This is a genomic window from Thermogemmatispora argillosa (genome assembly GCF_059696725.1).
This window is the reverse complement of sequence record NZ_AP019377.1, coordinates 84,680-109,847: the sequence shown is the minus strand read 5'-3', so window position 1 is coordinate 109,847 and position 25,168 is coordinate 84,680. Positions and strand designations below refer to the sequence as shown.

The 25,168-nt window shown below is 62.4% G+C and carries 24 protein-coding genes; 11 read left to right on the top strand and 13 right to left on the bottom strand.

Annotated features, from left to right (window positions below; genetic code table 11):
* Positions 1-118: 118 nt before the first annotated feature.
* Positions 119-1,696 carry a phytoene desaturase family protein gene (locus AC6H1L_RS00455; RefSeq protein ID WP_497599584.1) on the bottom strand — a complete coding sequence of 526 codons (1,578 nt, stop codon included), beginning with the start codon at positions 1,694-1,696 and terminating at the stop codon, positions 119-121.
* 779 nt (positions 1,697-2,475) lie between these two features.
* Between AC6H1L_RS00455 and AC6H1L_RS00450 the strand changes: the two genes are divergently transcribed.
* Positions 2,476-3,720: a glycoside hydrolase family 3 protein gene (locus tag AC6H1L_RS00450; protein WP_497599583.1), complete on the top strand. Its 1,245-nt coding sequence runs from the start codon at positions 2,476-2,478 to the stop codon at positions 3,718-3,720.
* A 57-nt stretch (positions 3,721-3,777) separates the two neighbouring features.
* On the opposite strand, the gene AC6H1L_RS00445 is transcribed toward AC6H1L_RS00450, so the two are convergent.
* Entirely contained in the window at positions 3,778-4,671 is an 894-nt protein-coding gene (locus tag AC6H1L_RS00445) for an NAD(P)-dependent oxidoreductase (protein WP_497599582.1), read from the bottom strand.
* A gap of 362 nt (positions 4,672-5,033) precedes the next feature.
* Between AC6H1L_RS00445 and AC6H1L_RS00440 the strand changes: the two genes are divergently transcribed.
* From AC6H1L_RS00440 to AC6H1L_RS00430, 3 genes are all read left to right on the top strand, one after another.
* Positions 5,034-5,876 carry an SIR2 family NAD-dependent protein deacylase gene (locus AC6H1L_RS00440; protein WP_497599581.1) on the top strand — a complete coding sequence of 281 codons (843 nt, stop codon included), beginning with the start codon at positions 5,034-5,036 and terminating at the stop codon, positions 5,874-5,876.
* A 125-nt stretch (positions 5,877-6,001) separates the two neighbouring features.
* Positions 6,002-7,327 (top strand): family 4 glycosyl hydrolase, encoded by a 1,326-nt coding sequence (locus AC6H1L_RS00435; protein WP_497599580.1) that lies wholly within the window; start codon positions 6,002-6,004, stop codon positions 7,325-7,327.
* 70 nt (positions 7,328-7,397) lie between these two features.
* Positions 7,398-8,426: an N-acetylglucosamine kinase gene (locus tag AC6H1L_RS00430; protein ID WP_497599579.1), complete on the top strand. Its 1,029-nt coding sequence runs from the start codon at positions 7,398-7,400 to the stop codon at positions 8,424-8,426.
* Positions 8,427-8,601: 175 nt separating this feature from the next.
* On the opposite strand, the gene AC6H1L_RS00425 is transcribed toward AC6H1L_RS00430, so the two are convergent.
* Complete coding sequence (locus AC6H1L_RS00425; protein ID WP_497599578.1) at positions 8,602-9,498, bottom strand: amidohydrolase family protein; 897 nt, start codon at positions 9,496-9,498, stop codon at positions 8,602-8,604.
* Positions 9,499-9,690: 192 nt separating this feature from the next.
* On the opposite strand from AC6H1L_RS00425, the gene AC6H1L_RS00420 reads away from it, so the two are divergent.
* Positions 9,691-10,569: a hypothetical protein gene (locus AC6H1L_RS00420; protein ID WP_497599577.1), complete on the top strand. Its 879-nt coding sequence runs from the start codon at positions 9,691-9,693 to the stop codon at positions 10,567-10,569.
* A gap of 88 nt (positions 10,570-10,657) precedes the next feature.
* Here AC6H1L_RS00420 and AC6H1L_RS00415 read toward each other — a convergent pair whose 3' ends face one another.
* Positions 10,658-11,518: a 3-hydroxyacyl-CoA dehydrogenase family protein gene (locus AC6H1L_RS00415; protein WP_497599576.1), complete on the bottom strand. Its 861-nt coding sequence runs from the start codon at positions 11,516-11,518 to the stop codon at positions 10,658-10,660.
* 415 nt (positions 11,519-11,933) lie between these two features.
* On the opposite strand from AC6H1L_RS00415, the gene AC6H1L_RS00410 reads away from it, so the two are divergent.
* From AC6H1L_RS00410 to AC6H1L_RS00390, 5 genes are all read left to right on the top strand, one after another.
* The gene (locus tag AC6H1L_RS00410; protein ID WP_497599575.1) at positions 11,934-13,289 is read left to right on the top strand and encodes a flavin-containing monooxygenase; all 1,356 of its coding nucleotides are present in this window, start codon (positions 11,934-11,936) and stop codon (positions 13,287-13,289) included.
* Positions 13,290-13,374: 85 nt separating this feature from the next.
* Complete coding sequence (locus AC6H1L_RS00405; protein ID WP_497599574.1) at positions 13,375-14,193, top strand: SDR family NAD(P)-dependent oxidoreductase; 819 nt, start codon at positions 13,375-13,377, stop codon at positions 14,191-14,193.
* Positions 14,193-14,786 carry a TetR/AcrR family transcriptional regulator gene (locus AC6H1L_RS00400; RefSeq protein ID WP_497599573.1) on the top strand — a complete coding sequence of 198 codons (594 nt, stop codon included), beginning with the start codon at positions 14,193-14,195 and terminating at the stop codon, positions 14,784-14,786. The genes AC6H1L_RS00405 and AC6H1L_RS00400 overlap by 1 nt, the downstream gene beginning before the upstream one ends.
* Before the next feature lie 121 nt (positions 14,787-14,907).
* The gene (locus AC6H1L_RS00395; protein WP_497599572.1) at positions 14,908-15,693 is read left to right on the top strand and encodes an alpha/beta fold hydrolase; all 786 of its coding nucleotides are present in this window, start codon (positions 14,908-14,910) and stop codon (positions 15,691-15,693) included.
* 52 nt (positions 15,694-15,745) lie between these two features.
* Positions 15,746-17,113, top strand: a complete 1,368-nt coding sequence (locus tag AC6H1L_RS00390) for a cytochrome P450 (RefSeq protein WP_497599571.1) — start codon at positions 15,746-15,748, stop codon at positions 17,111-17,113.
* Between the two features lie 27 nt (positions 17,114-17,140).
* Here AC6H1L_RS00390 and AC6H1L_RS00385 read toward each other — a convergent pair whose 3' ends face one another.
* The 9 genes from AC6H1L_RS00385 to AC6H1L_RS00345 form a co-directional block, all read right to left on the bottom strand.
* Positions 17,141-17,287: a hypothetical protein gene (locus AC6H1L_RS00385; RefSeq protein ID WP_497599570.1), complete on the bottom strand. Its 147-nt coding sequence runs from the start codon at positions 17,285-17,287 to the stop codon at positions 17,141-17,143.
* 170 nt (positions 17,288-17,457) lie between these two features.
* Complete coding sequence (locus tag AC6H1L_RS00380; RefSeq protein ID WP_497599569.1) at positions 17,458-18,378, bottom strand: alpha/beta fold hydrolase; 921 nt, start codon at positions 18,376-18,378, stop codon at positions 17,458-17,460.
* Positions 18,347-19,096 (bottom strand): HIT family protein, encoded by a 750-nt coding sequence (locus AC6H1L_RS00375; RefSeq protein ID WP_497599568.1) that lies wholly within the window; start codon positions 19,094-19,096, stop codon positions 18,347-18,349. Before AC6H1L_RS00375 ends, AC6H1L_RS00380 begins: the two co-directional genes overlap by 32 nt.
* Positions 19,097-19,346: 250 nt before the next feature.
* Entirely contained in the window at positions 19,347-19,823 is a 477-nt protein-coding gene (locus AC6H1L_RS00370; RefSeq protein ID WP_497599567.1) for a flavin reductase family protein, read from the bottom strand.
* A 96-nt stretch (positions 19,824-19,919) separates the two neighbouring features.
* Positions 19,920-20,420: a YbaK/EbsC family protein gene (locus tag AC6H1L_RS00365; protein WP_497599566.1), complete on the bottom strand. Its 501-nt coding sequence runs from the start codon at positions 20,418-20,420 to the stop codon at positions 19,920-19,922.
* Between the two features lie 67 nt (positions 20,421-20,487).
* Positions 20,488-21,774, bottom strand: a complete 1,287-nt coding sequence (locus AC6H1L_RS00360) for an adenylosuccinate synthase (protein ID WP_497599565.1) — start codon at positions 21,772-21,774, stop codon at positions 20,488-20,490.
* Between the two features lie 291 nt (positions 21,775-22,065).
* On the bottom strand, positions 22,066-23,403 hold the full coding sequence (locus AC6H1L_RS00355; RefSeq protein ID WP_497599564.1) for a zinc-ribbon domain-containing protein: 1,338 nt from the start codon (positions 23,401-23,403) through the stop codon (positions 22,066-22,068).
* Between the two features lie 215 nt (positions 23,404-23,618).
* Complete coding sequence (locus tag AC6H1L_RS00350) at positions 23,619-24,161, bottom strand: M67 family metallopeptidase (protein ID WP_497599563.1); 543 nt, start codon at positions 24,159-24,161, stop codon at positions 23,619-23,621.
* 105 nt (positions 24,162-24,266) lie between these two features.
* The gene (locus AC6H1L_RS00345; RefSeq protein ID WP_497599562.1) at positions 24,267-24,956 is read right to left on the bottom strand and encodes an HAD family hydrolase; all 690 of its coding nucleotides are present in this window, start codon (positions 24,954-24,956) and stop codon (positions 24,267-24,269) included.
* Here AC6H1L_RS00345 and AC6H1L_RS00340 point away from each other — a divergent pair, their 5' ends adjacent.
* The gene (locus AC6H1L_RS00340; protein ID WP_497599561.1) at positions 24,957-25,145 is read left to right on the top strand and encodes a hypothetical protein; all 189 of its coding nucleotides are present in this window, start codon (positions 24,957-24,959) and stop codon (positions 25,143-25,145) included.
* Positions 25,146-25,168 lie beyond the last annotated feature (23 nt).

The following is a 25,168-nucleotide window of genomic DNA, read 5'->3' as shown; positions in this document are numbered from 1 at the left end:
TCTCTATCTCGTGCCTGTTGCTTGTATGTGGATGCCGCCGGAGGCCGCCGCGGCGGCATCGCTTCTTTTTTCTTGGGGCTGCTCTGAGGTGTAGGCCGGCTTTTTCGCTGGCTGCTGGCTAGGAGGCTGGAAGGCTTTCTCCCCAGTCCCGTAGCAGGGCCATAGCGGCGTTGTGGCCGGGGGCGCCCATGACACCGCCTCCGGGGTGGGTGCCTGAGCCGCAGAGGTAGAGGCCGGCTACGGGGGTGCGGTAACGGGCACACTCGGGCGTTGGGCGCTGACCAAAGAGCTGGCCGGGGGTGATCTCTCCGTGAAAAATGTGCCCCTCGGTCATGCCGTAGCGCGCCTCGATGTCCGCGGGACTGAGAACTTGCCGAGCGATGATGGCATCGGCAAAGTTGGGGGCGAAGGCGCACATCGTGGCAATGACGCGCTCGGTCATTTCCTCTTTCACCTCCTCGCTCCAGGTCCGGCCTTGCAGGTGATAGGGGGCATATTGGCAGAACAGGGAGATCAGATGTTTGCCTGGTGGTGTCAGTGAGGGGTCGGTAGCCGATTGCATGTAGGCCTCAATGTAGGGGTGGCGCGACAGCTCGCCGCGGAGGGCATCCTCATAGGCTCGCTGTACCCAGTCAGGGGTTGGAGAGATCTCGCATGAGCCTGCGTGCTGAAGGCCTGGTTCGCTGCCTGGCAGACACGAGAAGCTGGGAAGCTCCTTGAGGGCGAGATTGATTTTGATGACGGGGCTTTCTGTCTTGAAGCGTTTGATACGGGCCAGGAAAGCGGGATCAAGGCCAGCATCGGCACAGAGTTGTAGAAAGGTGCGTTTGGGGTCGGCGTTCGAAAGGATGGCGCGGGCGCGTAGCTCCTCGCCGCTCTCCAGGCGTACGCCTTCAGCGCGTCCGTTGTGGATGAGGATGCTGGCAACGCGGGCACCGGTGCGGATGATGGCGCCGTGAGCTGTGGCGGAGGCGGCTAGTGCAAAGCTGATGCGTCCCATGCCTCCGCGGACGTAGCCCCAAAGACCGCGCTGGCCATTGACTTCGCCAAACATGTGATGCCACATGACGTAGACGGACCCAGGTGTCTTTGGGCCAATGAAGCTGCCAATGACTCCTTGGCCGGCGAAGGCGGCTCGCACCTGGTCAGATTCGAAGTACTCGGCAAGTAGGTCGTAGAGGTTGCCAAACATGAGTTGGCTGTAGATCTCTTCGTCTTCGCCACGAAAGCGCGCTGCCAGTTCGGCAAGCGTGGGCGGCTCTTCCAGGAGTAGTGGAGTGAGGATTGCTGAGGCACGTTCGAAGAAGTGTAGAAAGCGGGGATAGGCGGCGGCATCGCGCGGTGAGAAGCGCCGGATGTTCTCGGCGGTGCGTTCGCTGCTGGCGCGAATGAAAAGATAGCTGCCGTCTGGGAAGGGGACAAACATCTGCGGATCTTTGATGTAGGCTTCAAAGCCGTAGCGCGTCAGCTCAAGGTCGCGGATGATTTCCGGTCGCAGGAGGCTGACGACGTAGGCGCAGGGGGAGACTTTGAAGCCTGGGAAGGGTTCCTCAAGGGTGCAGGCTCCCCCTACTCGGTCGCGCTGTTCGAGGACGAGGACACGCTTGCCGGCTCGTGCGAGATAGCCTGCGGCGACTAGACCGTTGTGCCCGGCTCCGATGATGATCACGTCGTGGTGGTGCGACTGCTCTCTCATGGGGTGCTTCTTCCTGCCTTTCTGCTGGGCTGGCTGGGCCGGCACGCTCTGGCAGGCGCTCAGTGCGCTGAGGCCTTGTTGCTAGGGATGATAGCCGTTGGCTGGTGCTGCGTCAAGTTGGTCCGCTCTTCTGATGATGACAGGCAGGCGATATTTGGAATTCCTATAGCCAGAATATCGCCTGCCTGTCACCTCGATGACGCAAGGTGGCTCTGGCCACGGCTCTCGCCCTACTCAGTGGCCTGGATGGGAAAACAGCAAACCACCTCTCAGATTGGAGGTCCGCCGCGGGGGAAAAATCGCGCTCGGAGGAGAGCCGGCGCGCGGAGGAAGGGGTGAGTGATCAATCAGCCCACGGCGTGAAGAGAGGGGGAGGCCCGCCATGCCGCTTGAAGGGCCGGGTTGGGTTCCTGGGGCTCATGACGCCAGCTCGCTTTATTTCTGTAGCTCTGGCGCATTGTTGTGGGGGGCCGCTTGCACTATCGGCTGAGGGCGTCGCCTGGCACTGCTGCTTTACCTCGACTATTTGTGTTCTTATAGCCATGAGCTACACAACTGAACGAAAGACCAAAACACAAAACGCCAGACCCTCGGAGAAAGCAACACGGAGCCGGAGACAGAGAAGCAGACGAGAGAGAAGGAGGAAGCAACCCCTTTCTCTCACTCTGTTACCCACAGGAATGTACACCGTCCCAACCCTTCGAGGGAGAGTTATGCTAGACACGAGAGAGTACCCAGACCATTTCTACCAGCCGTTATACTCAGGGCGACCGGGAGCGATGAAGAAAAAGAATACGCTTAAGAAAAGCAATCAAAACGTTATCTATATCGCTATATGTGCATTAATGCTGCTTCTAGGAGCATGTGGTCAGGCAAGCGAGGGAAGCGCCAGCCAGCAAGCGGCCACTGGCGCCGCCGTCTCACGTCCGGCTGCGACCCGGCCAGACTGGCAAGGGCGCGACCTGGAAAGCGACCGCCACCTGCTGGCTCGGGCCCAGCAGATTCTTGCTGGCATGACCCTTGATCAGAAGCTCGGCCAGCTCATCATCGTCGAATACCTGGGCCATGACTACCAGGACAGCGGACTGCAAGAGATGATCCGCGACCAATACGTAGGCGGCTTCATGTACCAGGAAAGTAACCACAATTTTGACCCACCCTACGACAGCATCGGTGCCGTAGCCGCCTTCTCGCAACAGGCCATGCAAGACGCCAAGATCCCCCTGCTGATCGCCACTGACCAAGAGGGAGGACTAGTCAACCGACTCTACAGATTCCACGGCCCCTTACCCTCAGCGGAAGCAATGGCAGCAACAGGCAAACCCTCCTATGCCTACCAGCAGGGAAGCCAAGCCGCCGAATGGATGCGGCAGCTTGGCATCAACAGCGACCTGGCCCCTGTCGTAGACGTCCACAGCGTCGACCCGCCGGTCCTAGAAACGCGCATGTTTGGTAGCGACCCACAAACCGTAGCCACCTACGCTGGCGCCTACTTACAAGGGCTGCAGGAACACCAGGTCGCCGGCTGCCTTAAGCACTTTCCCGGACTCGGAGCCATTACCTCAGACCCCCATAACGGCCTGCCAGTCGTCAACCGCGACTTGGCGACACTCAACCGTATCGATCTAGCCCCCTACCGCATCATGATCCCTAAGTACGAACCGGCCATGATCATGGCGACCGACGTCCTGATGCCAGCCATCGACCCCCAACTGCCAGCGGAACTATCGCCAAAGGCCATCGATGGCGTACTCCGCCAACAGCTCGGCTACGACGGCGTCGTCATTACCGATGGCCTCTACATGCGAGGAATCAGCGAGCGCTGGTCACTGAGTGAAGCAGCCGTCATGGCCATCGAAGCCGGAGACGACCTTATCGAAGGCCCCTACACGCCGAGCCAGGTCGCCGACGTTGTCAACGCCCTCAAAACCGCTATCGAGCAGGGGAAACTGACAGAGACACGCATCGACCAATCCGTCGAACGCATCCTTCTCCTCAAGCTACGCTACGGCATCATCCACTAAAAGAGCCAACAAAGCGAGGGGGATGCGTTGAAGATCCCCTCGCTTTGTTGAACCTTCTCAAGCCAGCCCCGCGGACTCATCAACCGCGCGAGCCAGAGCCGTCCAGTCCTCCTCACCACGCCCCCGAGCCACACCACTGAGCAAGCGATCGTGTACCAGGCTGGCCAGCGGCATAGGAACCTGGGCCTGATCAGCCGCATCCAGCACTAAACCCAAGTCCTTGAGCGCCAGGCGCTGGGAGAAGCCGGGGACAAAGCGACGCTCCGCGATCATCCACCCATAGTTCTGGTAGACCGAGCAAGCGAAAATCGTCTGGGCCAACATCTCCACAAGCGCAGTACGCTCAACTCCCTGCTTCTCAGCCAGAGCCAGGGCCTCAGCCAAAGCCTCCAGAGCCGAACCGACCAGAAAATTGGCCGCCAGCTTCACAACATTGGCCAAAGCTGGCTCGTCCCCGAAGGGAAAGATCGCCTGGCCAAGCACCTGGAGCAAGGGCAGAACCCGCTGCCTGGCCACCGGCTCCCCCGCCAGGCAAATCCAAAGCTTCCCAGCGGCAGCGGCATCAGGCCGCCCGACCACCGGAGCCGCCACATAGGCACAGCCGCGCTCTGCATGCAAACGCTGCATCCGACGGGCAATGGCCGGTGAGACCGTGCTCAACGAAACATGCACGCCACCAGGAGCCAGACCAGCCAGCAGGCCATCGTCCCCCAATGTCACCGCCTCCAAAGCCGCATCGTCCGCCAGCATCGAAAAGACAATCCCACCAGGCTCCGCCAGATCACGGGGACGCTCGACACGCTGCGCCCCCTCGGCTACAAGCTCCTCCGCCCGCGCAGGCGTACGATTGTACACACGCAAGCGATAACCAGCACGAAGCAAATTGCGCGCCATCGGCAGCCCCATCCGCCCCAAACCAGCAAAGCCTAGCACGCCCGGACCCTCAGTCACCGTACGCAAACCTTCCTTTCCTGTCTCATGACCTCACTCCCGCCGGTTGAGCCAGCGCCTGAACCAGACCAGGCCACGGCTCAACCACTACACAAGGGCAGGTGGCAAGTAAACAGGCCACCAAAAAGCATCTTACCATTACAAAGGCCAGTCTGGGGATCAACCGCCAGCAGCCGAGAAGATGAGCGAACAGGCCCCCTTGCCGCCTCACCCGCAGCCCCGGCAGAGCTGTCTACCTCCCTTGCAAGAAAGCAGCCGACGCCATACATTATGATAATGGCGGAAACCAGAGACGACGGGAAAAGGAAAGAACCCCGCCGCAGCAACAGATCACCAGCATAAGCAGGCAGGCAAAGAGAAACATGGAACAGAGCATACCCCAAGAACTCCGCCAGGCTCTACGCCAGGCGAGAAAGATCGCAGCCCTGACAGGAGCAGGCATCTCAGCCGAAAGCGGTATTCCCACCTTCCGAGACGCGGGAGGACTCTGGACGCGCTTCAAACCAGAAGAACTGGCAACCCGCGAAGCGTTCGAACGCAACCCACGCCGCGTCTGGGAGTGGTACAACGAGCGACGCCAGAAAGCCGCCAGCGCTGAGCCTAACGCCGGCCACCGGGCCCTGGCCGAAATGGAGCACTTCGTCGAAGAAGTTACCATCATCACCCAGAACGTCGATGGCCTTCACCAACGCGCCGGCAGCAGCCGTGTCCTCGAACTGCACGGGAACCTTTTCCGCACCAAGTGCCTTGCCCAAGGCCACCCCGCCGAACCAGACCTGACCAGCAAGGACGACGTTCCCCCCCGCTGCCCCCGCTGCGGCAGCTACCTGCGACCCGACGTTGTCTGGTTCGGCGAGCTTCTACCCGAGCAGACCTACTACCAGGCCCTCCAGGCCGTCCTTAGCTGCGATGTCCTCCTGGTAGTCGGCACCTCCGGCATCGTCGAACCTGCAGCCTCACTGCCTCACACCGCCCTGCGAGCAGGAGCCACCGTAGCCGTCATCAACCCCGAAATCACCCCCCTGCTGGAAGAAGAGACCACCTACGGACTCAAACCAGGCCGACTCTACGACCTGCGCGGCAAGGCAGGCGAGATTTTACCAGCCCTCGTCAACGCCACCTGGAAAGCACCCGCCCAGGTGGACCCGCCCACCCCCAGCAGCGAGAGCAACCCAGGCAGCCCCCCCAGCCGAGACCGGGACTAGCACCCAGCAACAAACGAGCAGGCGACGGGAGGGCTGAGGCCAGTGGAACTAGACAGCATGGTGTATACTGGAATCATCTAGTTGTCTAGATCAGTTTGAACCCAGGGGGAGGAAGACAGCACACCGTGGCCCGCATCAAACTTGCCTACATTGGAGGCGGCAGCACACGCGCCGCCGGCACAATGGCCTCTTTCATTGCCCAAGGAGAGCACTTCAACGGCTCCGAAATCGTCCTGATCGACCTCAACGAAGAACACCTCACCATTGTCCAGACCATCGCCCGCAAACTAGCACGCGCTCGCGGCCTGGACCTGACCATCACCACCACCACCGACCGGCGCGCCGGACTACGCGACTGCGACGCCGTCCTTACCAGCTACCGGCCAGGAGGCTTCGAAGCCAGGCACCTTGATGAGAGCATTCCCCTCAAGCACGGCATCATCGGCCAGGAGACCCAAGGACCAGGCGGCTTCTTCATGGCCCTACGCAGCATAGCCGTCATGCAAGACATCATCGCAGACATGGAAGCCGTCTGCCCACGGGCACGCCTCTTCAACTACACCAACCCCATTAACATCATTTCAGAAGCCGTGACGCACCACAGCGCCATTCCCACCATCTCCTTCTGCGAGGGGCCAATCATGGACGCCGCCCGTTTCGCCCGCTACGCCGGCCTTGACCCCACCAGACTCAGCGTACGCTTCCGCGGCCTCAATCATGGCTCCTGGGGGATCAACCCGCGCTATGACGGTCAAGACTTTCTCCCACTACTGGAGGAGACCTATGAGCGCCTGCGCCGCCAGCATCCCAAAGGCGAAGAAGAGAGCGCGGACCCCGAACTCCGCTACACGCTGCGACAGCTCCGCCTGGCAATCACCATGCAAGCACTGCCCAACCACTATCTTCAGTACTACTACTACAAGGATGAACTGCTAGCCGAGCTGCAGGCCAAACCCACCACCCGCGCCCAAGACATCATGGCCAGCGTCCCCGACTACTGGGCCCACTACCGCGAGCAAGCCGAACAAGATGTACCGGCACTCGACCCAGCACGCTCGCGCGGTGGACTGCACGAGCTAGAGCTAGCCATCGACGTCATGGACGCGATCTACAACGACCGCGGAGAACTCTGGTACGTCAATGTCCCCAACCAGGGCGCCATCCCTGGGCTACCCGACGACCGCGTCGTTGAACTCGTCGGCTACGCCGACCGTCATGGCGTCACCCCCCTCGTCCACGAGCCACTGCCAGCCCACCTGCGAGGCCTGATCAACCAACTGGCCGAATACCAGGCCCTCACCGCTGAAGCGGCCTGGCGCGGCAATCGCCGCGACGCCATCCGCGCCCTGGCCAGCCATCCCCTCGTCCTCTCACTGAGCAAAGCAGAAGCCCTCTACGACGAGATGGCCGCCGCCCACCGCGCCTATCTCCCCGAGCGCCTCCTGCGCTAACCACGAATCCTGAAGACAGGAGAAGCTAAAAATAGCAGAGCAGAAAAGACAGAATGAGGAGAGAAGGACCATGAGGGACTGCGTCCTCGCAGTCGACGGAGGCAACACCAAGACCCTGGCCCTGGTCGCCACCCTTGACGGCCAGATCCGCGGCTACGGGCGAGCCGGCTGCGGAGACATCTATCACGCGCCCCCAGGAGCAGAAGCTAGAGAGCACGAGCCAGCCGCCCTGCAAGAAATCGAGCGAGCCGTCGAGACAGCACTGAAGCAGGCCGGCAGCACTCCTGCCAACCTGAAAGCAGCTATCTTCAACCTGGCCGGAGCCGACTGGCCGGAAGACTTCGCCCTGCTTGAGGCAGCCATGCGCGCCCGCGGCTACGGGGAACAGCTCCTGATCCAGAACGACGCGCTAGGCGTCCTGCACGCCGCCTGCATAGGCAGCCCCACCAACAGCGGCGTCGCCGTCATCTGCGGGACCGGCGCCGCCACAGGGGCCAGAGGACCCGACGGGCGTACCTGGCACTCCAGCCATTGGCAGGACAGCGTCCAGGGCGCCAGCCAGCTTGGCCACCGCGTGCTGACCGCCGTCTTTCACGCCGAACTCGGCATCACCCCCCCGACAACCCTACGCGAACGCGTGCTTACCTACTTCGGCGCCAGCAGCGTCGAAGAGGTTCTGCACCGCCTGACGGCGCGCCTTCCCCAACAGACACGCCCGATTGGCGGACTGGCTGCTGCCCTGCTCGATGAGGCCGAGGCAGGAGACGCCACGGCCCGGCACCTGGTCACCGAGCACGGTAGCGCCCTGGGCGACTTCGCCAACGTCGCAGCCCGCCGCGTCGGCCTGGAAGGCCTCCCCTTCCCCCTCGTCCTGGCCGGCGGAGTCCTGCGCCATCCCTCACCCCTACTGGCCGAGGCCATCATCGCCCGCGTGCACAGCCGCTCGCCCGAGGCCCAACCGACCCGCCCACGCTTCGAACCCGTCGTCGGAGTGCTCTTCAGCGCCCTGGAACTGGCCGGAGCGCGCGTCGATGAACAGCTCATCGCGCGGCTACAGCCAACACTGCCACCAGCCAGCTTCTTCGACACGCTTGGCTGACTGGAGCCGGCAGTCTGCCGCCACCGGCCAGCCAGGCCCCAAAACGGAAGGCTTCACCCTGCTGCTGGGGCAGCATACTCATGAGCGCACTGTCCTCCCGCCAGCTTTCCCCCCCCGCGGTGGACAAGGTCACCCAGGCCCAGATCAGGCGTAGCATGTTGCCGCTGAGAGCAGCTCAGCTGAAAACCATTTGAGCGACTGGCGTATGGGCGAGCAGCTTCTGAGCGTTGCGCCACAGAATTTTCTCGCGCACCTCTGGAGAGAAATAATCCAGCGCCTCGAAATCGCGCAGCCAGCGCTGAGGCGTAATGAACGGATAATCGGAGCCAAAAAGAATACGATCCTGCAGGCGCGTGGCCGCCTCACGCAGCAGCGACTGCGGGATATACTTCGGCGACCAGCCTGACAGATCATTAAAGACATTCGCCTTATGCTGCAAAATAGCGATCATCTCATCATGCCAGGGCCAGGAAGGATGAGCCCCAATAATCGTCAGGCCAGGAAAATCAGCCGCCAAAGCATCCAGATAGATCGGACGAGTATAATCCAGCTTAATCCCCATACCCCCAGGCATCCCCGCCCCCAGACCGTTGGTTCCCGTATGGAAAAGCGCCGGCACCCCCAGCTCCTGAATCTTCTCCATCAGCGGATAGAAGGCACGATCGTTCGGATAGAACGCCTGCACCCCGGGATGAAACTTCACCCCGGCCAACCCCAAATCTTTGATCGCCCGCTCCACCTCCTTAATCGCCGCCCTCCCCTTGTGAGGATCAACACTAGCAAAACCGATGAACTGGCGCGGATAGCGCCGCACAATCTCGGCAATATAATCGTTCCCCAAAGGCGGCAGGCCAGTGGCCGTCTCAGCATCCCAGGCCAGCAGCACCCCAACCATATCCAGCTCTGCGTAGTCAGCAGCCATCTGCTCAATATCCTTCAGCTTGACCTCGGTTCGGAAGAAGCGCTCAGCGGCGCGGGCATAGGGGCCAAGGGTCACCTCAATAAACTCAGTCGTTGGCAAATGCACATGAAAATCGATAGCGCGTGGCATGAGATCAACCTCCGCAATCACTGCTCACCCAGACGCTCCAGCGCGTCTGAAGCCATCTTCCCCTATTGTACCATAGCTGTAGCCAGGCAAAAGAGACGAGCATGGCCCACGCAGCGGGCCCCCAACTGGCAGCATCGCTGAATTGACAATCGCCCCCACTCCCCCTATACTTGTCTGCAGGCTCACCCAGGAAGAACCAAAAGGGACGTGGCTATGTCGTTCACCGAAGATGAACTGCAATCCTTTAACACCATCCTTGAGCGTCGCCTCACCGCCCACCGCCAGGAAATAGAGCGGGCCTTTGAGCAGCGGCTTAGCACCCTAAGCCGCGACTTTGACCAGCGCCTTGCCCAGCTCCAACAGGAGCTACTGCGCACCCTGACCCACAAGCTCAACGACCAGCAGAACGAACTCAACATCGCCCTCAGCCAGAAGCTTGGCACCCAGCAAACGCGCCTGGTTCAAGCTCTGGGCCACGAAGTTGAGCAGCGCCAACAACAACAGCAGCAACAGATCGAAAGCGCCCTGGACCGCCTGCTTGCCGCCCAGCTCATGGGCATCGAACAACTGCTGAACCAGCTCCTCAACCAGCGCCAGGCCGGTCCCAGCGAGACCCCCACGGGCAGCTCACCCACCACAGCCGAACCGACCAGCAGCGAGCCGACCTCCCCACCTCCTCCCGAATCCATCGAAGTCCAAACTGAACTTTCCTGGGACGACCTCATGGAAGCCATCGGCAGGGCCCTGGATGAGCGCCTGGAGCGCCTCTACAGTTCGCTGCGTGAACTCAGCCGCAACTGGGAACAACACCTGGCGGTCCAACGCGCCCATGCCAACGCCGTCGAACCCTATCACGACAACCAAACGACCTTCCAGCAGGTCTTCCAGAGCATCGAGCGGCTAGAGCAGCTTGTCGAATCCCTGCAGGTCGCCATGACGGCCAACCATGCCCTGCTCTCGAACCGCCTCTACCACCATCAGCATCTCCCCCTAGAGCGGGCCCACCCGAGCAGCCAGCAGCTCCACCGGGCCAGCCCCCCACCAGGACCGGAGCCGCGCATCTCGCTGAGCGAAGAGCACGAAGAAGACTGAGCTGCAGAAGTGGCCAGCACACGACACGAGCGGCTGGCCACCTTTCTCCCCCACCCCACCCTGACCGCCGAAGCGAAACGCCCTCCCGTCAACTATACTCATAGAAGCCGCGACCGCTCTTGCGGCCAAGCATCCCCGCAGCCACCATACGACGCAAGAGCGGCGGCGGAGCATAGAGCGGCTCCTTGTACTCCTCATAAATCGCCTCAGCAGCCCACAGAGTCGTATCCAGGCCCACATAATCCAGCAGCGTAAATGGCCCCATCGGATAGCCACAGCCCAACTTCATAGCCGTATCGATATCATCGCGCGAGGCCACACCGTTCTCTAGCATACGGATGGCCGAGAGCAAATAAGGAATGAGCAAGAAATTCACAATGAAGCCGGCGGTATCCTTAGCCAGCACCGGCGTCTTGCCCAACGACTCGGCGAACTGGCGCACCGTCTCGATAGTCTCGTCGGAAGCAGTAATCGGCCTCACAATCTCAACCAGCTTCATGACCGGCGCCGGATTAAAGAAATGCAGCCCGCAGACTCGCTGCGGACGCTGCGTTACCGCCGCCATCTGCGTGACACTGAGCGAAGACGTATTCGAGACAATCAGAGCCTCCGGCCTGAGCAACCGATCAAGAGCCGTAAAGAGGCGCAGCTTTTCTTCCATACGCTCGACAATGGCCTCAATCACCAGGTCACAACCGGCCAGCTCCTCCAGGGCCACCGTACCACGCAGCCGCCCACGGTACTCCTCCACCTGCTCACGGGACACCTTGCCCTTGCGCTCTAGCATCTCCCAGGCGTCAAAGATACGCTGAAGACCCTTCTGTAACAGCTCGTCAGTGACTTCCCGCACGACGACGGTATAGCCGGCCTGGACGCAGGTCTGAGCAATGCCGCTGCCCATCAGACCACAGCCAACGACACCAACAGTGCGAATCGTTGCCACTGTCATCAATACCTTCCTCCTCTCACAGCAAACAAAGAACAAGAAAGAGGCAGACTGACTACCTGGCCGCCAGCCAACCAGTCAGGCACCGCAGCAGCGGCGCCCCGAGCCGGCAGCGCCTCACTTACTATAGCATGTCGCCCCGGTCCCGAGACAAGAGCCACAGCTTCTTGACTTTTGGTCAAATTTGAATTATATTCAATAACGGGCGGGGCAAAGAAGGCAAGTGAGCCGGGCGCCGTCGGTTCAGCCGCCCACCGCAGGCGAAGCCGAACAGAGCGGGACAGGGAACGAACCGAGCCAACGCGCCCGCAGGCAGATCCGCGCAGGAGAGGGCAGCCTGACGCTCGGCCCGACCGGGCCGGTCAAGGGGTTGACCGGTGCGGTGCAGCAAGCCGTCACCACCAAAGGAGGAACTCGCATGGCATCGCGCTACTGCATCATCGGCGCTGGCTACTCAGGTCTCGGCATCGCCCGCGCCTTTCAGGAAGCCGGGATCGCCTTCGACATCTTCGAGCAGAACGACGACGTTGGCGGCAACTGGCTCAACGGCGTCTACGATGCGACGCACATTATCTCCTCACGCAACAGCACCGGCTACGAAGAGTACCCCATGCCGGCCAGCTACCCCGACTTCCCCAGCCGGCAGCAAGTGCTTGACTACCTGCGTGCCTACGCTGACCACTACGGACTCCGACGCTACATTCAGTTCCGGCGCCGCGTCGAACGCATCGAGCCGCTCGACCAGCGCGGCCTGAGCGGCTGGCGCGTCACCCTTGATGACGGGCGCAGCCTCGAATACCGCGGGGTGATTGTTGCTAACGGCCATCACTGGGATCGGCGCTACCCCAACTACCCGGGAAGCTTCAGCGGCAAAACCCTGCACTCGAAAGATTACAAGAATGCCGATGACTTTGAAGGCGAACGCGTCCTCGTGGTAGGAGCAGGCAACTCGGGCTGCGACATCGCCGTGGAAGCCGCCCTCTGCAAGCGCATCAAGCAGGTAGCCATCTCGATGCGTCGCGGCTACTACTTCCTGCCCAAGACCATCGCCGGCATTCCCGTGGCCGAAATGGAGATGCCCTGGATGCCGCTCTGGCTGCAGAAGCTCATCATCAAGGCGGCGCTGGCCCTCATTGTTGGCCCTAACTCGCGCTATGGGCTGCCCAAACCGGACCACGATCTCTTTGACCGCCATCCCATCGTCAACTCCCAGCTGCTCTACTTTATCCGCCACGGCCTGATCGCCCCCAAGCCGGACATTGCGCGTCTCGATGGCAAGCAGGTGCACTTTGTGGACGGCAGCAGCCAGGAGTTCGATACCATTGTCTGGGCCACGGGCTTCAATGTCTCCTTCCCCTTCTTAGACCACGGGCTCTTTACCTGGGAGCATGGCTATCCTCGCCTGGTAGCGCATCTGATGGCCCCCGATGTGGCCAACCTCTACATCTTCGGCCTCCTGCAGCCACGTGGCGGCGCTGGCCCGCTCATCAGCCGCGGCGCGCGTCTGCTGGTTGAGTTGATCCAGTGCCAGGAGCGGCTTGATGTTCCCATCGCCAATCTCATCGCTCGCTGGGAGCCGCCCTCGGCCCGCTACTTGGTCGGCGTTCAGGAGACCATGCGCTCCATTGAGCGGCTGCGCCGCCGGCTCCGACGCCTGGCGCCTCGGGGCAGTCAGCCTGGAGGCTTCAGCCACGACCAGAGCCAGCCGCGCCCTGCCTCGGAAGCTGCTCCCGGCTACGCCGTACCCGCTGCTGGCCATGCCAGCCAGTCCTGAGCGTGTGAGCGGCTGAGGAACAGCAGCGGGGCCCGCCACGCCATCCTACCTACCTACGCCAGACAAGCACGGAGGAGGAACGATCATGCAAAGCTACCAGCGTGGCCCATTGGCCGGCAAGCGCGTCCTGGTCACCGGTGCCGCCGGCGCCATTGGCAGTGCCACCTGTGCCGAGCTGCGTCGCCGGGGAGCACGGGTCGTCGGCCTGGACCGGCGCGGCGGTGAGGGCATCATCCAGGCTGACGTTACCAGCAGCGAGGCGGTTGAGCGCGCCGTCGCCCAGGCCATTGAGGAGCTGGGAGGGCTGGATATCCTCATCAATCTGGCCGGCATCGGTCTGCCCCAGGACGCCGGCGCTCCCCCAGGTGAGGACGTCGCGCTGACCCTGGAGGTCAATCTGCTGGGACCCTGGACTGTGACCGCCTATGCCCTGCCCGCTCTGTTGGCCTCGCGCGGGCGTGTTATCAATGTGGCCTCCGGTCTGGCCTTCGCCACTGTTCCTTTCGCTTCTGCCTATGCTGCCAGCAAGCGCGCGCTGGCAGCCTGGTCGGATGCCCTGCGCATGGAATATGGCAGCCAGATCGGCGTGACCACTGTCTATCCGGGCTACGTGCGTACGCCAATCCATGCTGCTGCCGAGGCTGCCGGCCTCTCGCTGGCCGATCTGGTGCGTGAGGAGCCGCTGGAGGCCGTCGTACGTACCCTGGTGCGCTGTTGCAGCGGGCGCGTGCGCCGCGATGTGGCCACTACGCGCCTGGGCGCTCTTGAAATCGGCCTGGCGCGCCATCTGCCCGCTTTGGTCGATCTGGTGATCCTGCTGCGCCTGCGCCGCCTGGCCCGCGCCCATCGCTACGACCGCTCGCCGCTGGCTCAGCGCATGATCAAGCGCTGGGGGATCACCTGATGCTGCACAAGCAGAAACGGAAAACACGTCGCGAGCGCCTGATTGAAGTCGGCCTGGATCTCTTTAGCAGGCATTCCTACGATGAGGTAGCCATCGACGATATCGCTGCTGCGGCCAATATCTCTAAGGGCCTGCTGTACTACTACTTTCCGACCAAGCACGATTTCTATCTGGCGGTGCTGCGCCACAGCACGAATCAGCTGCTAGAGCTGACGGAGCCGGATGCTTCGCTGGAGCCGTTGGAGCGCCTGCGCGTCGGCCTGCTGGCCTACTTCACCTTCGCGGAACTGCACGCGCGTACCTACATCGCGCTGCTCCGGGGGGGCGTCGGCGTCGACCCGCAGGTTGCGGCCATTCTCAATCATGTACGGCAAACCTACGTCGAGCGCGTCCTGCAGGGTCTGCCGGAGAGTGAGCGCCACTTACCTGCCCTCCGTCTGGCGATCACCGGCTGGGTCGGCTTTGTCGAGGCCTTAAGCCTCGCCTGGCTCGCGGAGCGCCAATTGAGTAAGGAGCAGCTCGCTGAGCTTGCGATTCGTACGCTGCTGGCAACGATCAACAGTCTGCACGAGTTGGGCAGTTCGCCGCGCTGAGTGACCGCGCCTGGGCCACGGCGTGGCGTGGGGCGGTGCGGCGACGTCTGTCGCTCGATCACGTCCGTCCAAGCGACTGAGCGTCTCTTTTGCTTGCACTTTCTGAGGAGGGACACGGGCAATGGCAGCCTTTCAGACACGCAGCCAGGTCATCACTGTTGATGGCACCCCGGTGCGCTACGAATATGCCGGCGAGGGGGAGCCGGTGGTCTTTGTGCATGGCCTCTCCGGCTCGACCAAATGGTGGGCCAGGAACATCCCGGCCATCGCCCAGCACTATCGCGTCTATCTGGTCGATCTGCCTGGCTTTGGCGCCATGCGACGCTTTCGCCGCCAGTTCCATCTGTTGCAGGCCCCTCACTGGCTTGACCGTTTCTGCCAGACGCTGGGCCTGGAGCGCTTCTCGCTGGTTGGCCACTCGATGGGGGGATACGTCTGCATGGCTCTGGCCGCTCAGCGCCCGGAGCAGGTGAAGCGCCTGGTTCTGGTCGCCTCGATTGGCATCCCTTTCGAGCGTTCTGTGGTCCAGCTTCTGTGGCCTACGGCGCTGGCTCTGGCCCGCACTACGCCAGCTTTTTGGCCAACCTTGCTCTACGATGGGGTCCGCGCCGGCACCTTGATGATTTTGCGCGCCGCTCACCAGATTGTGGCTCTGGACGCTCGCCCGCTTTTGCCAACGCTGCGTACTCCAACCTTACTCATTTGGGGGGCCCAGGATGATCTTGTTCCGCTCGCTTTTGGGCGCCAGCTCCATGCCTCTATTCCGCAGGCTCGCCTCTATGTAATCGCGCGCGCTAATCACATCTGTATGTATGATCAGCCGCAGGTCTTCAATGAGGCTCTCCTGGCCTTTCTCCAGGGCCAGGAGGTTGGCGAGCTGGCCTCGGCGACTGCCGCGGCTTCTTAGCTGCTCTGGCTTGTTTGTCTGTCTCAGCTCAGGGAAGGGGGAATAGCGACTTATGGTGCAAGCGCCTCAGGCGCCGGTGAGACGCCAGCCGGCCAGTCCCAACTTGCGGGAGATTCTGGCTCTGCTCTCGCGGCGCAATCTGCCGATGACTTTTCTGCGGCTCGCTCGCAAATATGGCGATGTTGTCCATGTGAAGGGGGGACCGCTGGAGATCTTTCTGCTGAGCCACCCGGAAGACATCCGGGAGGTGTTGGTCGTCCAACATGCCAATTTCCACAAGGGGCAGGGGGTCCAGATGACTAGCCGCATGCTGGGCCAGGGCCTGTTGACCAGTGAGGGCGACTTCCACAAGCGGCAGCGCAAGTTGATCCAGCCCGCTTTTCATCGCCAGCGCATTGCGGCCTATGCCACAACGATGGTTGAGGAGGCCTCCCGCCTGGCCCGCTCCTGGCAGGATGGGGCGGTTGTCGATATGGCCGAGGAGATGATGCGCCTGACCCTGGTGATCGCTGGCAAGACGCTCTTCAATGTCGATGTGGAGCGCGAGGCGAGCACGGTCAGTCAGGCGATGGCTGTGGCCATGGAGGCGTTTATTAAGATCGGCCTGTCTCCGTGGGCGGAACAGTTGGAGCGCTTGCCGCTGCCGATCCGTCGCCGCTTCTACCGCGCCCGCGACGAGATGGACCGCGTCATTTATCGCATCATTGAGGAGCATCGCCGCAGCGGCAGGGATCAGGGCGACTTGCTTTCCTGGTTGCTCCAGGCCCATGATGAGGAAGGCGCCATGAGCGATGAGCAGCTCCGCGATGAGATGACGACGCTGCTGTTGGCTGGCCATGAGACGACTGCCAATGCGCTGGCCTGGACCTGGTACTTGTTGGCCCAGCATCCCGAGGTGGCTGAGCGCCTGCGCCAGGAGGTCGAGCAGGTCCTTGGTGACCGCTTGCCGACCGCCGACGATTTCTCTCGCTTGACATACGCCGAGTGGGTGCTGGCGGAGTCGATGCGGCTCTATCCTCCGGCCTGGAGCATCGATCGTACGGCGATCCGCGACTGCGAGATCCGTGGTCTGGCTATCCCCGCCGGGGCCCGCATTATCATGAGTCAGTACGTGGTTCACCATGATCCGCGCTTCTACCCTGAGCCGGAGCGCTTCTTGCCCGAGCGCTGGACTCCCGAGGCCCGCGCTGCTCGTCCGAAATTCGCTTACTTTCCTTTTGGTGGCGGCCCACGCCTCTGCATCGGTGAGCCGTTCGCCTGGATGGAGGGCGTGCTCGTGCTGGCGACCTTGATCCGCTCCTGGGAGGCCGAGCTTCTGCCTGGGCAGCGCATTGAGCCAGAGGCCGCTGTGACGCTCCGTCCGCGCTATGGCATTCGCATGCGCTTGCACCAGCGCCAGCGGGCGCCGGTCACTGTATGAGTGATGCGATAGGGGGTATCTCGCGACTCAGCGTAGCTCGCAGCCGAGCGAGCGGTTGAGGGCCACCCATCCGGTGGCGTGGCAGGCCCGCACCGGATGGGTGGTCACGTTGAGGGTCACATAGCACGCAGGCTGGCTAGACGTTCTCTCCTGCGCCCTCTGAACATCCTCCATCCGCTTGTCCTGGCTTGTCTTGGCTGTCCTGACCTTGCCCCACCTTCATGTTGCCCCACCCTCCAGCGAGAGCCGGAGGGTGGGGTCCCCCCTTCCGGGATTTCCTCCCACCTCCCGCCTTCGCTCCCGGTCAGCACGGCAGGGGGCTGCGCTGCGGGGCTGCTATCGTATCACGACCTTTCTCGAAACTCGTTTTTTGCAAGCCGCAAGGGGCGAGTTTCGAGGGTCAGAAAGGCTCGCACCGCTTGCGCCGGCCCTGGGTCCGCTCCAAAGATGATGGTATAGTGGTTGAGGCTGGGAAACTCTAGCAGCCGAGCCTGGGGGATGTGCGCAACCATCTCTTTGGCGGCCTCCTCGGTCAGAAGCTGGTCATCCGGCGCCAGGAGGCCTGCCCCGGCCCGCAAGATAAGCGTCGGGGCCTGCACGCGCTCCCACTGCTCCGCGGGGCGCGCTTCGCCTGCTCGCTGCCCCTCCTCAAGAATTCCTTCACGATAGACGCGGGAGCGTACGCTGCCGTCGGGTAAATGCTCAACATCGTGTTCAAGATAGCGGTCGAGATAGACATTCCACCAGGGTCCGAGAAATGGCAATCCTTGCAGGCGCTGGCGGTAGTCCTCAAAGGAGGCCACCGGTGTCCCCAGGCGCGCGATGGAGGCCCTCAGCCAGGCCGGCTGCTCCTCGGGCTTCTTCCAGGGCAAGGGGGCCCCGGCATCGATGAGAATCAGTTTGCTGACGCGCTCTGGACGCCAGGCGGCATAGTACAGGGCAATCAGGGCCCCAAGCGAGTGGCCCAGGAGGGCTGTGCGCTCTAGTCCCAGAGCCGTCAGGAGCTGGTCAAGATCCGCAGCATGGATCGGTACGCTGTAGCCCCGCTCCGGGCGCTCGCTTCTGCCTCGCCCGCGCAGGTCGTAGGCAATGACGCGGTGGTTGTCAGCCAGTGCGTCGGCAAAGGCCTGGAAGCAGAAGGCGTTGGCCGTCAGCCCATGCAGGCAGACGACTGGCGGCCCTGCTCTTCCCCACTGGACCACATGGAGACGGAGTCTTCCTGCGGGGACGAGTTCATCCCGCACGGGTTCGATCAGGGTAGGCATAGGTGCCCTCCTCGCGACAAAATTGTTCCCATTTACCTGCTGTGGCCGCGAGCCAGGAGATCCCTTCCCGCTGCCGAACCTCCTTCCGCTGCCAGCCCCGCTGCTGTTGCTCGGGGCTGAGGCTCTTCCAGAAGACTTCGTAGATCACTTGTCGATAGCAGTCTGGGTCTGGCGGGAAAAGCAGCGCTTGCCGGCTGTCTTCGAGATAGAAGTAGTGTCCCCGCTCTCGGTACCAGCGGCGGATGTCCTCTTGCTCCCGCACTGGCCGGGCCAGGGAGGCCACTGGCTGCAGGCGCTGCTGGTAGCTGACCACGCCGAAGGGAATGCAGTGCAGGTGGGCATGGAAGACGGTTTGGCCAAAGACGCCGTGCTCCCAGAAGAGCAGGGGAGCATACCAGCGGGCCGCAAAACGGCTCACCAGGCGCTTGAGTGCCAAAAGCTCGCTGTCGAGGATGGCTGGTACGGCGCCGTAGCAGGCATAGTGTTCCTTGGGAATGATCAAGAGATGCCCCTCAACCACGGGGGCATGATCGGCCACTACGAGGAAAGCCGGCGTCTCCTGCAGAACCGTGGTGAGGGCTGAGCGCTCGCAAAAGACACAGGGGAGGTTAGCGGGCGCTGGAAGGGAACCCCAGGCTTGGGCGGGGGACGGGAGGGGGTCAGCGTTCTCCCTCTGCGGGAAGGCGCGGAGCTGGTGATCCTCATCGTGTGACGACATCAAAAGGCTCCTTCTCTTTCCTCCTTGTCATGGACTCGCTTGCTTCCTTCATGAGGCCCGATGTATTGGCCGGTCTCTGAGCTGATCCCTGCGACCAGGTCAGGCAGGCGGGCTGGCGCAGGCAGAAGAGAAAAGCGTCGGCGCTCCGCTGCACATCGGCAGGGGAGCGCCTCTCTGTCTCCTCCTGTCCCCATGCACTCGCTGTGCTCGCGCCACCGCCGGAGCTCAGCGGTCGAGGGCTGGTCTATGGCTAGCCGGCATGGCGAAAGCCGGTCTCGGCCATCGTCAAGGGCGCTCCCTCACGCTGGACTCCGGCTTCGACCACTTCGGCCACCAGCACCGTTGAGTCGCCAGCGGGCACGGTATGGCGCACCTCGCAGGCGAGCCATCCCAGGGCCTCTTCGAGAATCGGGCAGCCTCCCGGCCCCGGGTGGAAGGCGACTCCTTCGAGCTTGCGCGGATCGCGCAAGGCGGACTTGCCTAGCTTGCCCGCTAGCTCGCGTGCCCCAGACGGCAGTACATGAATCACAAAGGTCCGGCTGCGCAGGATCATCGGGAGTGAGCGCGAATCGTTCTCTACTGAGACGGCCACGAGTGGCGGCTCAAAGGAGACCTGCGTCAGCCAGTTCGCCGTGAAGGCGTTGACTTCGCCTCCATCAGCGCAGGAGACGGCATAGAGGCCATAGGTAAATAAGCGTAGAACATGCTTTTTGGCAGCCAGATCCATAGGGCAGCGCGCTCCTTCTTCTTCCTTGCTGTCGTGTTGTCGCTCTATCTTGCTTGCTTGCTTGTCCTCTTGCTCTCTACTCGGCCAGCAACCACGTCATGACGGCTGCTTGATAGCGACCACGCGCCCTCTCGTCATCGCCTGCAGCTCGGCAGGCGTAAGGGCGAAGAGCGCTGAGGGGGTGCCCGCCGCCGCCCAGATCCGCTCATAGCGCAGCAGATCCTCATCGATAAAGGTCTCTAGTGGCTTCTTATGCCCGACTGGAGGTACTCCACCGATTGCGAAACCGGTCCATTCTTTGACAAAGTCGGCATCGGCCCGCTCGATCGGCTCACCGACCAGCTCCCCTAAACGCCGCTCATCGACGCGATTGGCTCCGCTGGTCTCTACCAGGATCGGGCGCCCACTCTCGCGACCTCGGAAGACAAGCGATTTGACAATCTGCCCCAGCTCACAGCCAACGGCACGCGCTGCCTCGCTGGCCGTGCGCGTCGAAGTGGGGAGCTCGATTACTTCGCAGTGGAACCCCCCCGCCGCCAGGGCCTCTTGCACTCGGCGCGCCGCCGGACTCAGATGCGCAAATTGTTCGCTAGACATCGATTCCTCTCCTCCTGCTCGCTTCGCGGCTGCTCGCCGCCTGGTGCCGGGCTGATGCCTCTCCCGCTCAGGCCAGCACGTCTTGCAGCTGGATGGTGCGCCCGCGCTGCGGGCTGACCGAGATCATGGCGATCGGGGTCTCAAGCAGCTCTTCCAGACGCTTCAGGTAGTGTTTGGCGGCACGCGGAAGATCATCGTAGTCGCTGATGCCGCTGGTGCTGCATTGCCAGCCTTCGACCTCTTCGTAGACAGGCTCGCAGGCTGCCAGGTCGTTGAGATTGGCTGGCAGGCTGTGGATGGTCTTGCCATAGAGGCGATAGGCGGTGCAGATTTTGATGGTGGGGAAGGTGTCTAGCACGTCGAGCTTGGTGATCACCATCGCATCCAGGCCGTTGAGTTGGGCCACAAAGCGCCCGGCCACGGCATCGAACCAGCCACAGCGCCGAGGTCGCCCCGTGTTGGTCCCGTATTCGTGACCACGGCGGCGCATCTCTTCTCCCACTTCGTCGAACAGCTCGGTTGGCATCGGCCCACTGCCAACGCGGGTGATATAGGCCTTGTAGACCCCTACCACGCGGTCAATGGAGCGCGGCGGTAGGCCGGCCCCGCTCGCTGCATTCGCCGCCAGCGTCGAGGAGGCCGTGACAAAGGGATAGGTGCCGAAGTCAATGTCGAGCAGCGCTCCTTGAGCCCCTTCTAGCAGAATGGTCTTGCGCTCAAACAGCGCCTCGTGCAGCATCGCCTGAGTGTCAGTGATATAGGGACGCAGCCGCTGGCCATATTGGAAGTACTCGCCGTGGATCTCCTCCAACGAGAGTGGGGGCTGACCGTAGATCTGCGTGATCATGCGGTTCTTTTGCTGCAGGATCGTTGCCAGCTTGCTGCGGAAGGTGTCCACGTCAAGCAAGTCAGCCATACGGATTCCGCTGCGGGCGTGTTTATCGACGTAGGCCGGTGAGATGCCGCGCTGCGTGCTGCCGATCTTCTCCTCGCCGCGCGCTTCCTCCTCCAGTCGATCAAGCAGAAAATGGTAGGGCATCACGACATGGGCCCGCTCGCTGATATAGAGCCGCGAGATGTCCACTCCCTGCCGCTCTAGCTCCTCCATCTCTTCCAGCAAACCTCGGGGATCAACAACTACCCCGTTCCCGATAATGCAGGAGGTTTGTGGGTAAAGAATGCCTGAAGGGATGAGACGGAAGACAAATTCTCCCTTCTCATGGACAACGCGATGGCCCGCGTTGCTTCCTCCCTGGTAGCGAACCACGAAGTGCGCCCGCGCCGCCAGCTCATCGACTATCTTTCCCTTCCCCTCGTCTCCCCACTGGGCGCCAATAACTGCAACTACCGCCATAGCACTGCTCTTCCTCTTCTTCTGCTTCCTGTTTGCTTGCTCATACTTTCCTGTATCCAGGATACCACCCCTCGCCCACCATCCTCAACTGGACCAACCGTTCTCACCCGCTCCCAGCCACTCAGGGCCGCTCCTTCAGAACGAGCTTGCGAACGACCGCTGCCTGTCTCGCTGCCCTCTCTGGGCCTCCACTCCCTTGCAGCTCAACCCGCGCCCGGCTTCTCCGCGTCCCTCTCTCCTCCAGGCCGGCCCGTCGCCTCTAGCTAGCGGCCTGGCCCTCCTTCTGCCCGCTCAGACAAATTGGAAAGTGGCGAGCATCGTGGCGAAGTATTGGTCATTGACCTGATTGAACTGGCCACTTGGCGCCTGAATCTCGATCAGATAGGCCTTGCCCTGATAGACGGTGGCGTAGACCTGGATATGATCTTGACTCTGTTGCTGATAGTCGGCAGAGGCGGCGCGCCAGGTCGTTCCGCCGATCGTTGTCGTTGTTGTCGGGCTGACGTTGGTCGCCCCGGGCAACTGCGCAATTTCATTGGCTACGAGCTGATCAGGCGTCTGATTGGTCGGCCCCGGCGCCTTGAAAGAGGCGGTGATCTCACTGCTGTCGGGGCTGGTAAAGCGAATGCCTGTACCGTCGGGCGTAGAGCTTTGGCTCCAGTTGCTCGGGTACTGCGTGGTGAACCCTTCGTTGCGGCACTGGTCACACCAGGCAAAGCCGGGATTGGGTGGCGGCGTCGGCGAGGCCGCTGGCGAGGGCGTCGGCGTCGGACTGGGTGTCGGACTGGGCGTCGGTGTCGGACTCGGCGTCGGGCTGGGCGTCGGACTGGGCGCCGCTGTCGCTGTTGCTGTCGGCTCCGCCGCCGTCTGGGAGCCTCCTCGCATCCAGACAAAGGCTCCTAGCAGGATCAGCAGGAAAACGACCACCACGGCCCCTACTGCGGTCACTACGATCCAGGTATTGCGTTGCTCCGGCCCACCCCCCGGCTGTGGACGTGATGGGGGAAAGCCTCCAACCTGGGTCTGGCCCGGCACGACGCCCCCTGGATAGGTACCAGGGGCGGCAAAGCCGGTCTGGCCCGGCTGGTAGGGCGGCATGCCCGGATAGGAGGCTCCCACGCCTGGATAGGGCTGCTGCACTCCTGTGCCATATGGTGGCCCGCCGGCTGGCGCCTGATAGCCTCCTGGCGTGGCCGGAAACCCTCCTTGCAACGGTTGACCAGGCTGGCCATAGCTACCGAGGCCAGGGCCAGCCGCTGGCATGGCTTCTGTGGCATCTTGATAGAATTCTGTTCGCTGGCTCGGCGCCGGAGTTCTCGGCCCCGCTGGGGCGTTGGGGGCCATCGGTTCCGTCGCCCAGGGCGAGGCCGTGCCTGCCCCCGGCGCCATGCTGCCTGCGCCTGGGCCTCCACCTGGCCCCGCCATGTAGGACCCCGGCGGCGGGGAGGTCCCCCGGCTATAGCCCTGCACGAGTCCGCTCCTCGACCCCGGTGGTGGCGGTGTCCCCGTCATCTGCGTCGGCTGCGCCGGCGATCCCGGGGCTGTGAGCGCTGCACCGCATTGCCCACAAAATGCCTCATCTGGCCCCACCTGGCTGCCGCACTGCGGACAGACACTGTATTGAGACATTGAGTCCGTAATCCTCCTGGGTAACGCTGTTAATGCTGCCTGTTTGCTTGTGAGCCAGCCTCTCGCGATTTCTCCCTGAGTGTAGCAGATCTGCCAGGAATTTGCCAGATGCTTCCCCTTTTGAGTGAGCCTGTTCCCCTCTCCTGCCTACTTCACCCTGTCCACCTTCTGAGCAGGCCTTCCCCAAGCTCCGTCGATGGGTACTCTTCCCTTCCTTACTCCTCTCGCAGGACAATTGCCACTCGCCGCAGCCCTTGATCGGGATCGTGATAATAGGCAAGGAGACGCTGCCAGAGCCAGCGCCTGCACTCGGCTTCTGCCGCGAGATCCCCTGCTCTGGCCTGCTCCAGGTGCCGGCCGTAGGTCAAGGGGCCGCAGAGAATCAGCCAGATCCAGGGAATCTGCTCCTCCTGATTGACGCGTCGCATGGTCTCGCAATCTGTCTGGCTGGCTCCATATGGCCCCCGGGGATGGCTATGGTAGACGCCGATGATCTGGCCCGGAGAGGCTAGCTCTTGCTGGAGCACCTCCTCCGGTGCGAATTCGAAATAGAGTGGCGACTCTGCGATATTGCGCAGCGGGCACACGGCGACAATGTGCCAGTTTCCTTGTGCGTCAATCTGCCCCGTGAGCAGTCCGCAGGCCTCGATCTGCCTTCGGTTCCAGGCATCGCTGAGTAAGGCTCGCTGGGCCTCACGAGGAAGGACGACCACGCCCCTCCTTGATCCTGTCTCTCCCTTCGGCATCTCTTGCAGCATGCTCTTGTCTCCTCTCATACTGATGACAGGGATGCCTCCCGCTGCCTGGAGATGATAAGGTACTGCTGCAGGGTCTGGCAAGCCTCTCCGGCCGGACCGAGGATGCTAGGGCCTCCCTTTCGCTGGCGCGAAATCGTCTCCTCCCAGGTGCTGCAGCTCTGCGATGGCTGCAACCCTCCTGTCTGGCTGATAGTGGCCAGGCTGCTGCCACCCTTGCTCGGCGTGCCGGCCCTGATGCACAAAGACGGTGGTGAGCCGCTCCCCGAGCTGGGCCTTGCAAGCGGCCAGCAGGTCCAGTCGGTCATCGATCGCCACATAGTGCTCGCCTGGATAGCGTCGCATGGTTTCGTCAAGATGACGCTCCTTGTGATCATAGATCAGTACCCGTCCGCCAACGGCCTCGGCCAGATGGCTGCTGGCGATCTTTTCAGCCTGGAAGAGGTGATCGCCGTCGGAGACGATGACCGTTAGTCCGAGGCGGCTCAGATGCTCTAGGGTCTCCAGCGCCCCTGGATATAGGGCCGTGGCAAAGGGATAGTCTTCAAAGAGCGCGCGCGCTTGCTGGTAGATCCCTTCTGGCAGTTGCTGCGGCGGGGTCTGCTCTCGCAGGCGTCTCAGGGCCTGGGGAATGTCAACGACGCCACTTTCATGGCGCACTGCCTCGTACAGACTCCAGAAACGCTCTGCCAGCCTCTCCCCAAGTACGGCCCGCAGCTCACGATCAAGGTCGGCCTTGACATGGTCATTGTTGAGTAGGGTATTATCGACATCGATCCAGAAAACAAGGTGCGACATATGTTCCTCCTTGGGCTGTTTGGGACCTGCCCGCTCGGGCGGCGCTGCCAGGCCCCGCCTGGTGGTCACCAGCAACCAGGTTCCAGACGTCTGAGCCACCTCCACGGTGACAGCTCCCCGGCGCCGCTCTGGCTCCCCCCACCGCTGGCGCTGGCTGGCTTGATGCGCTATAATGCAGAGGACCGCTGATGATCTACACGGCGCCGTTCTCG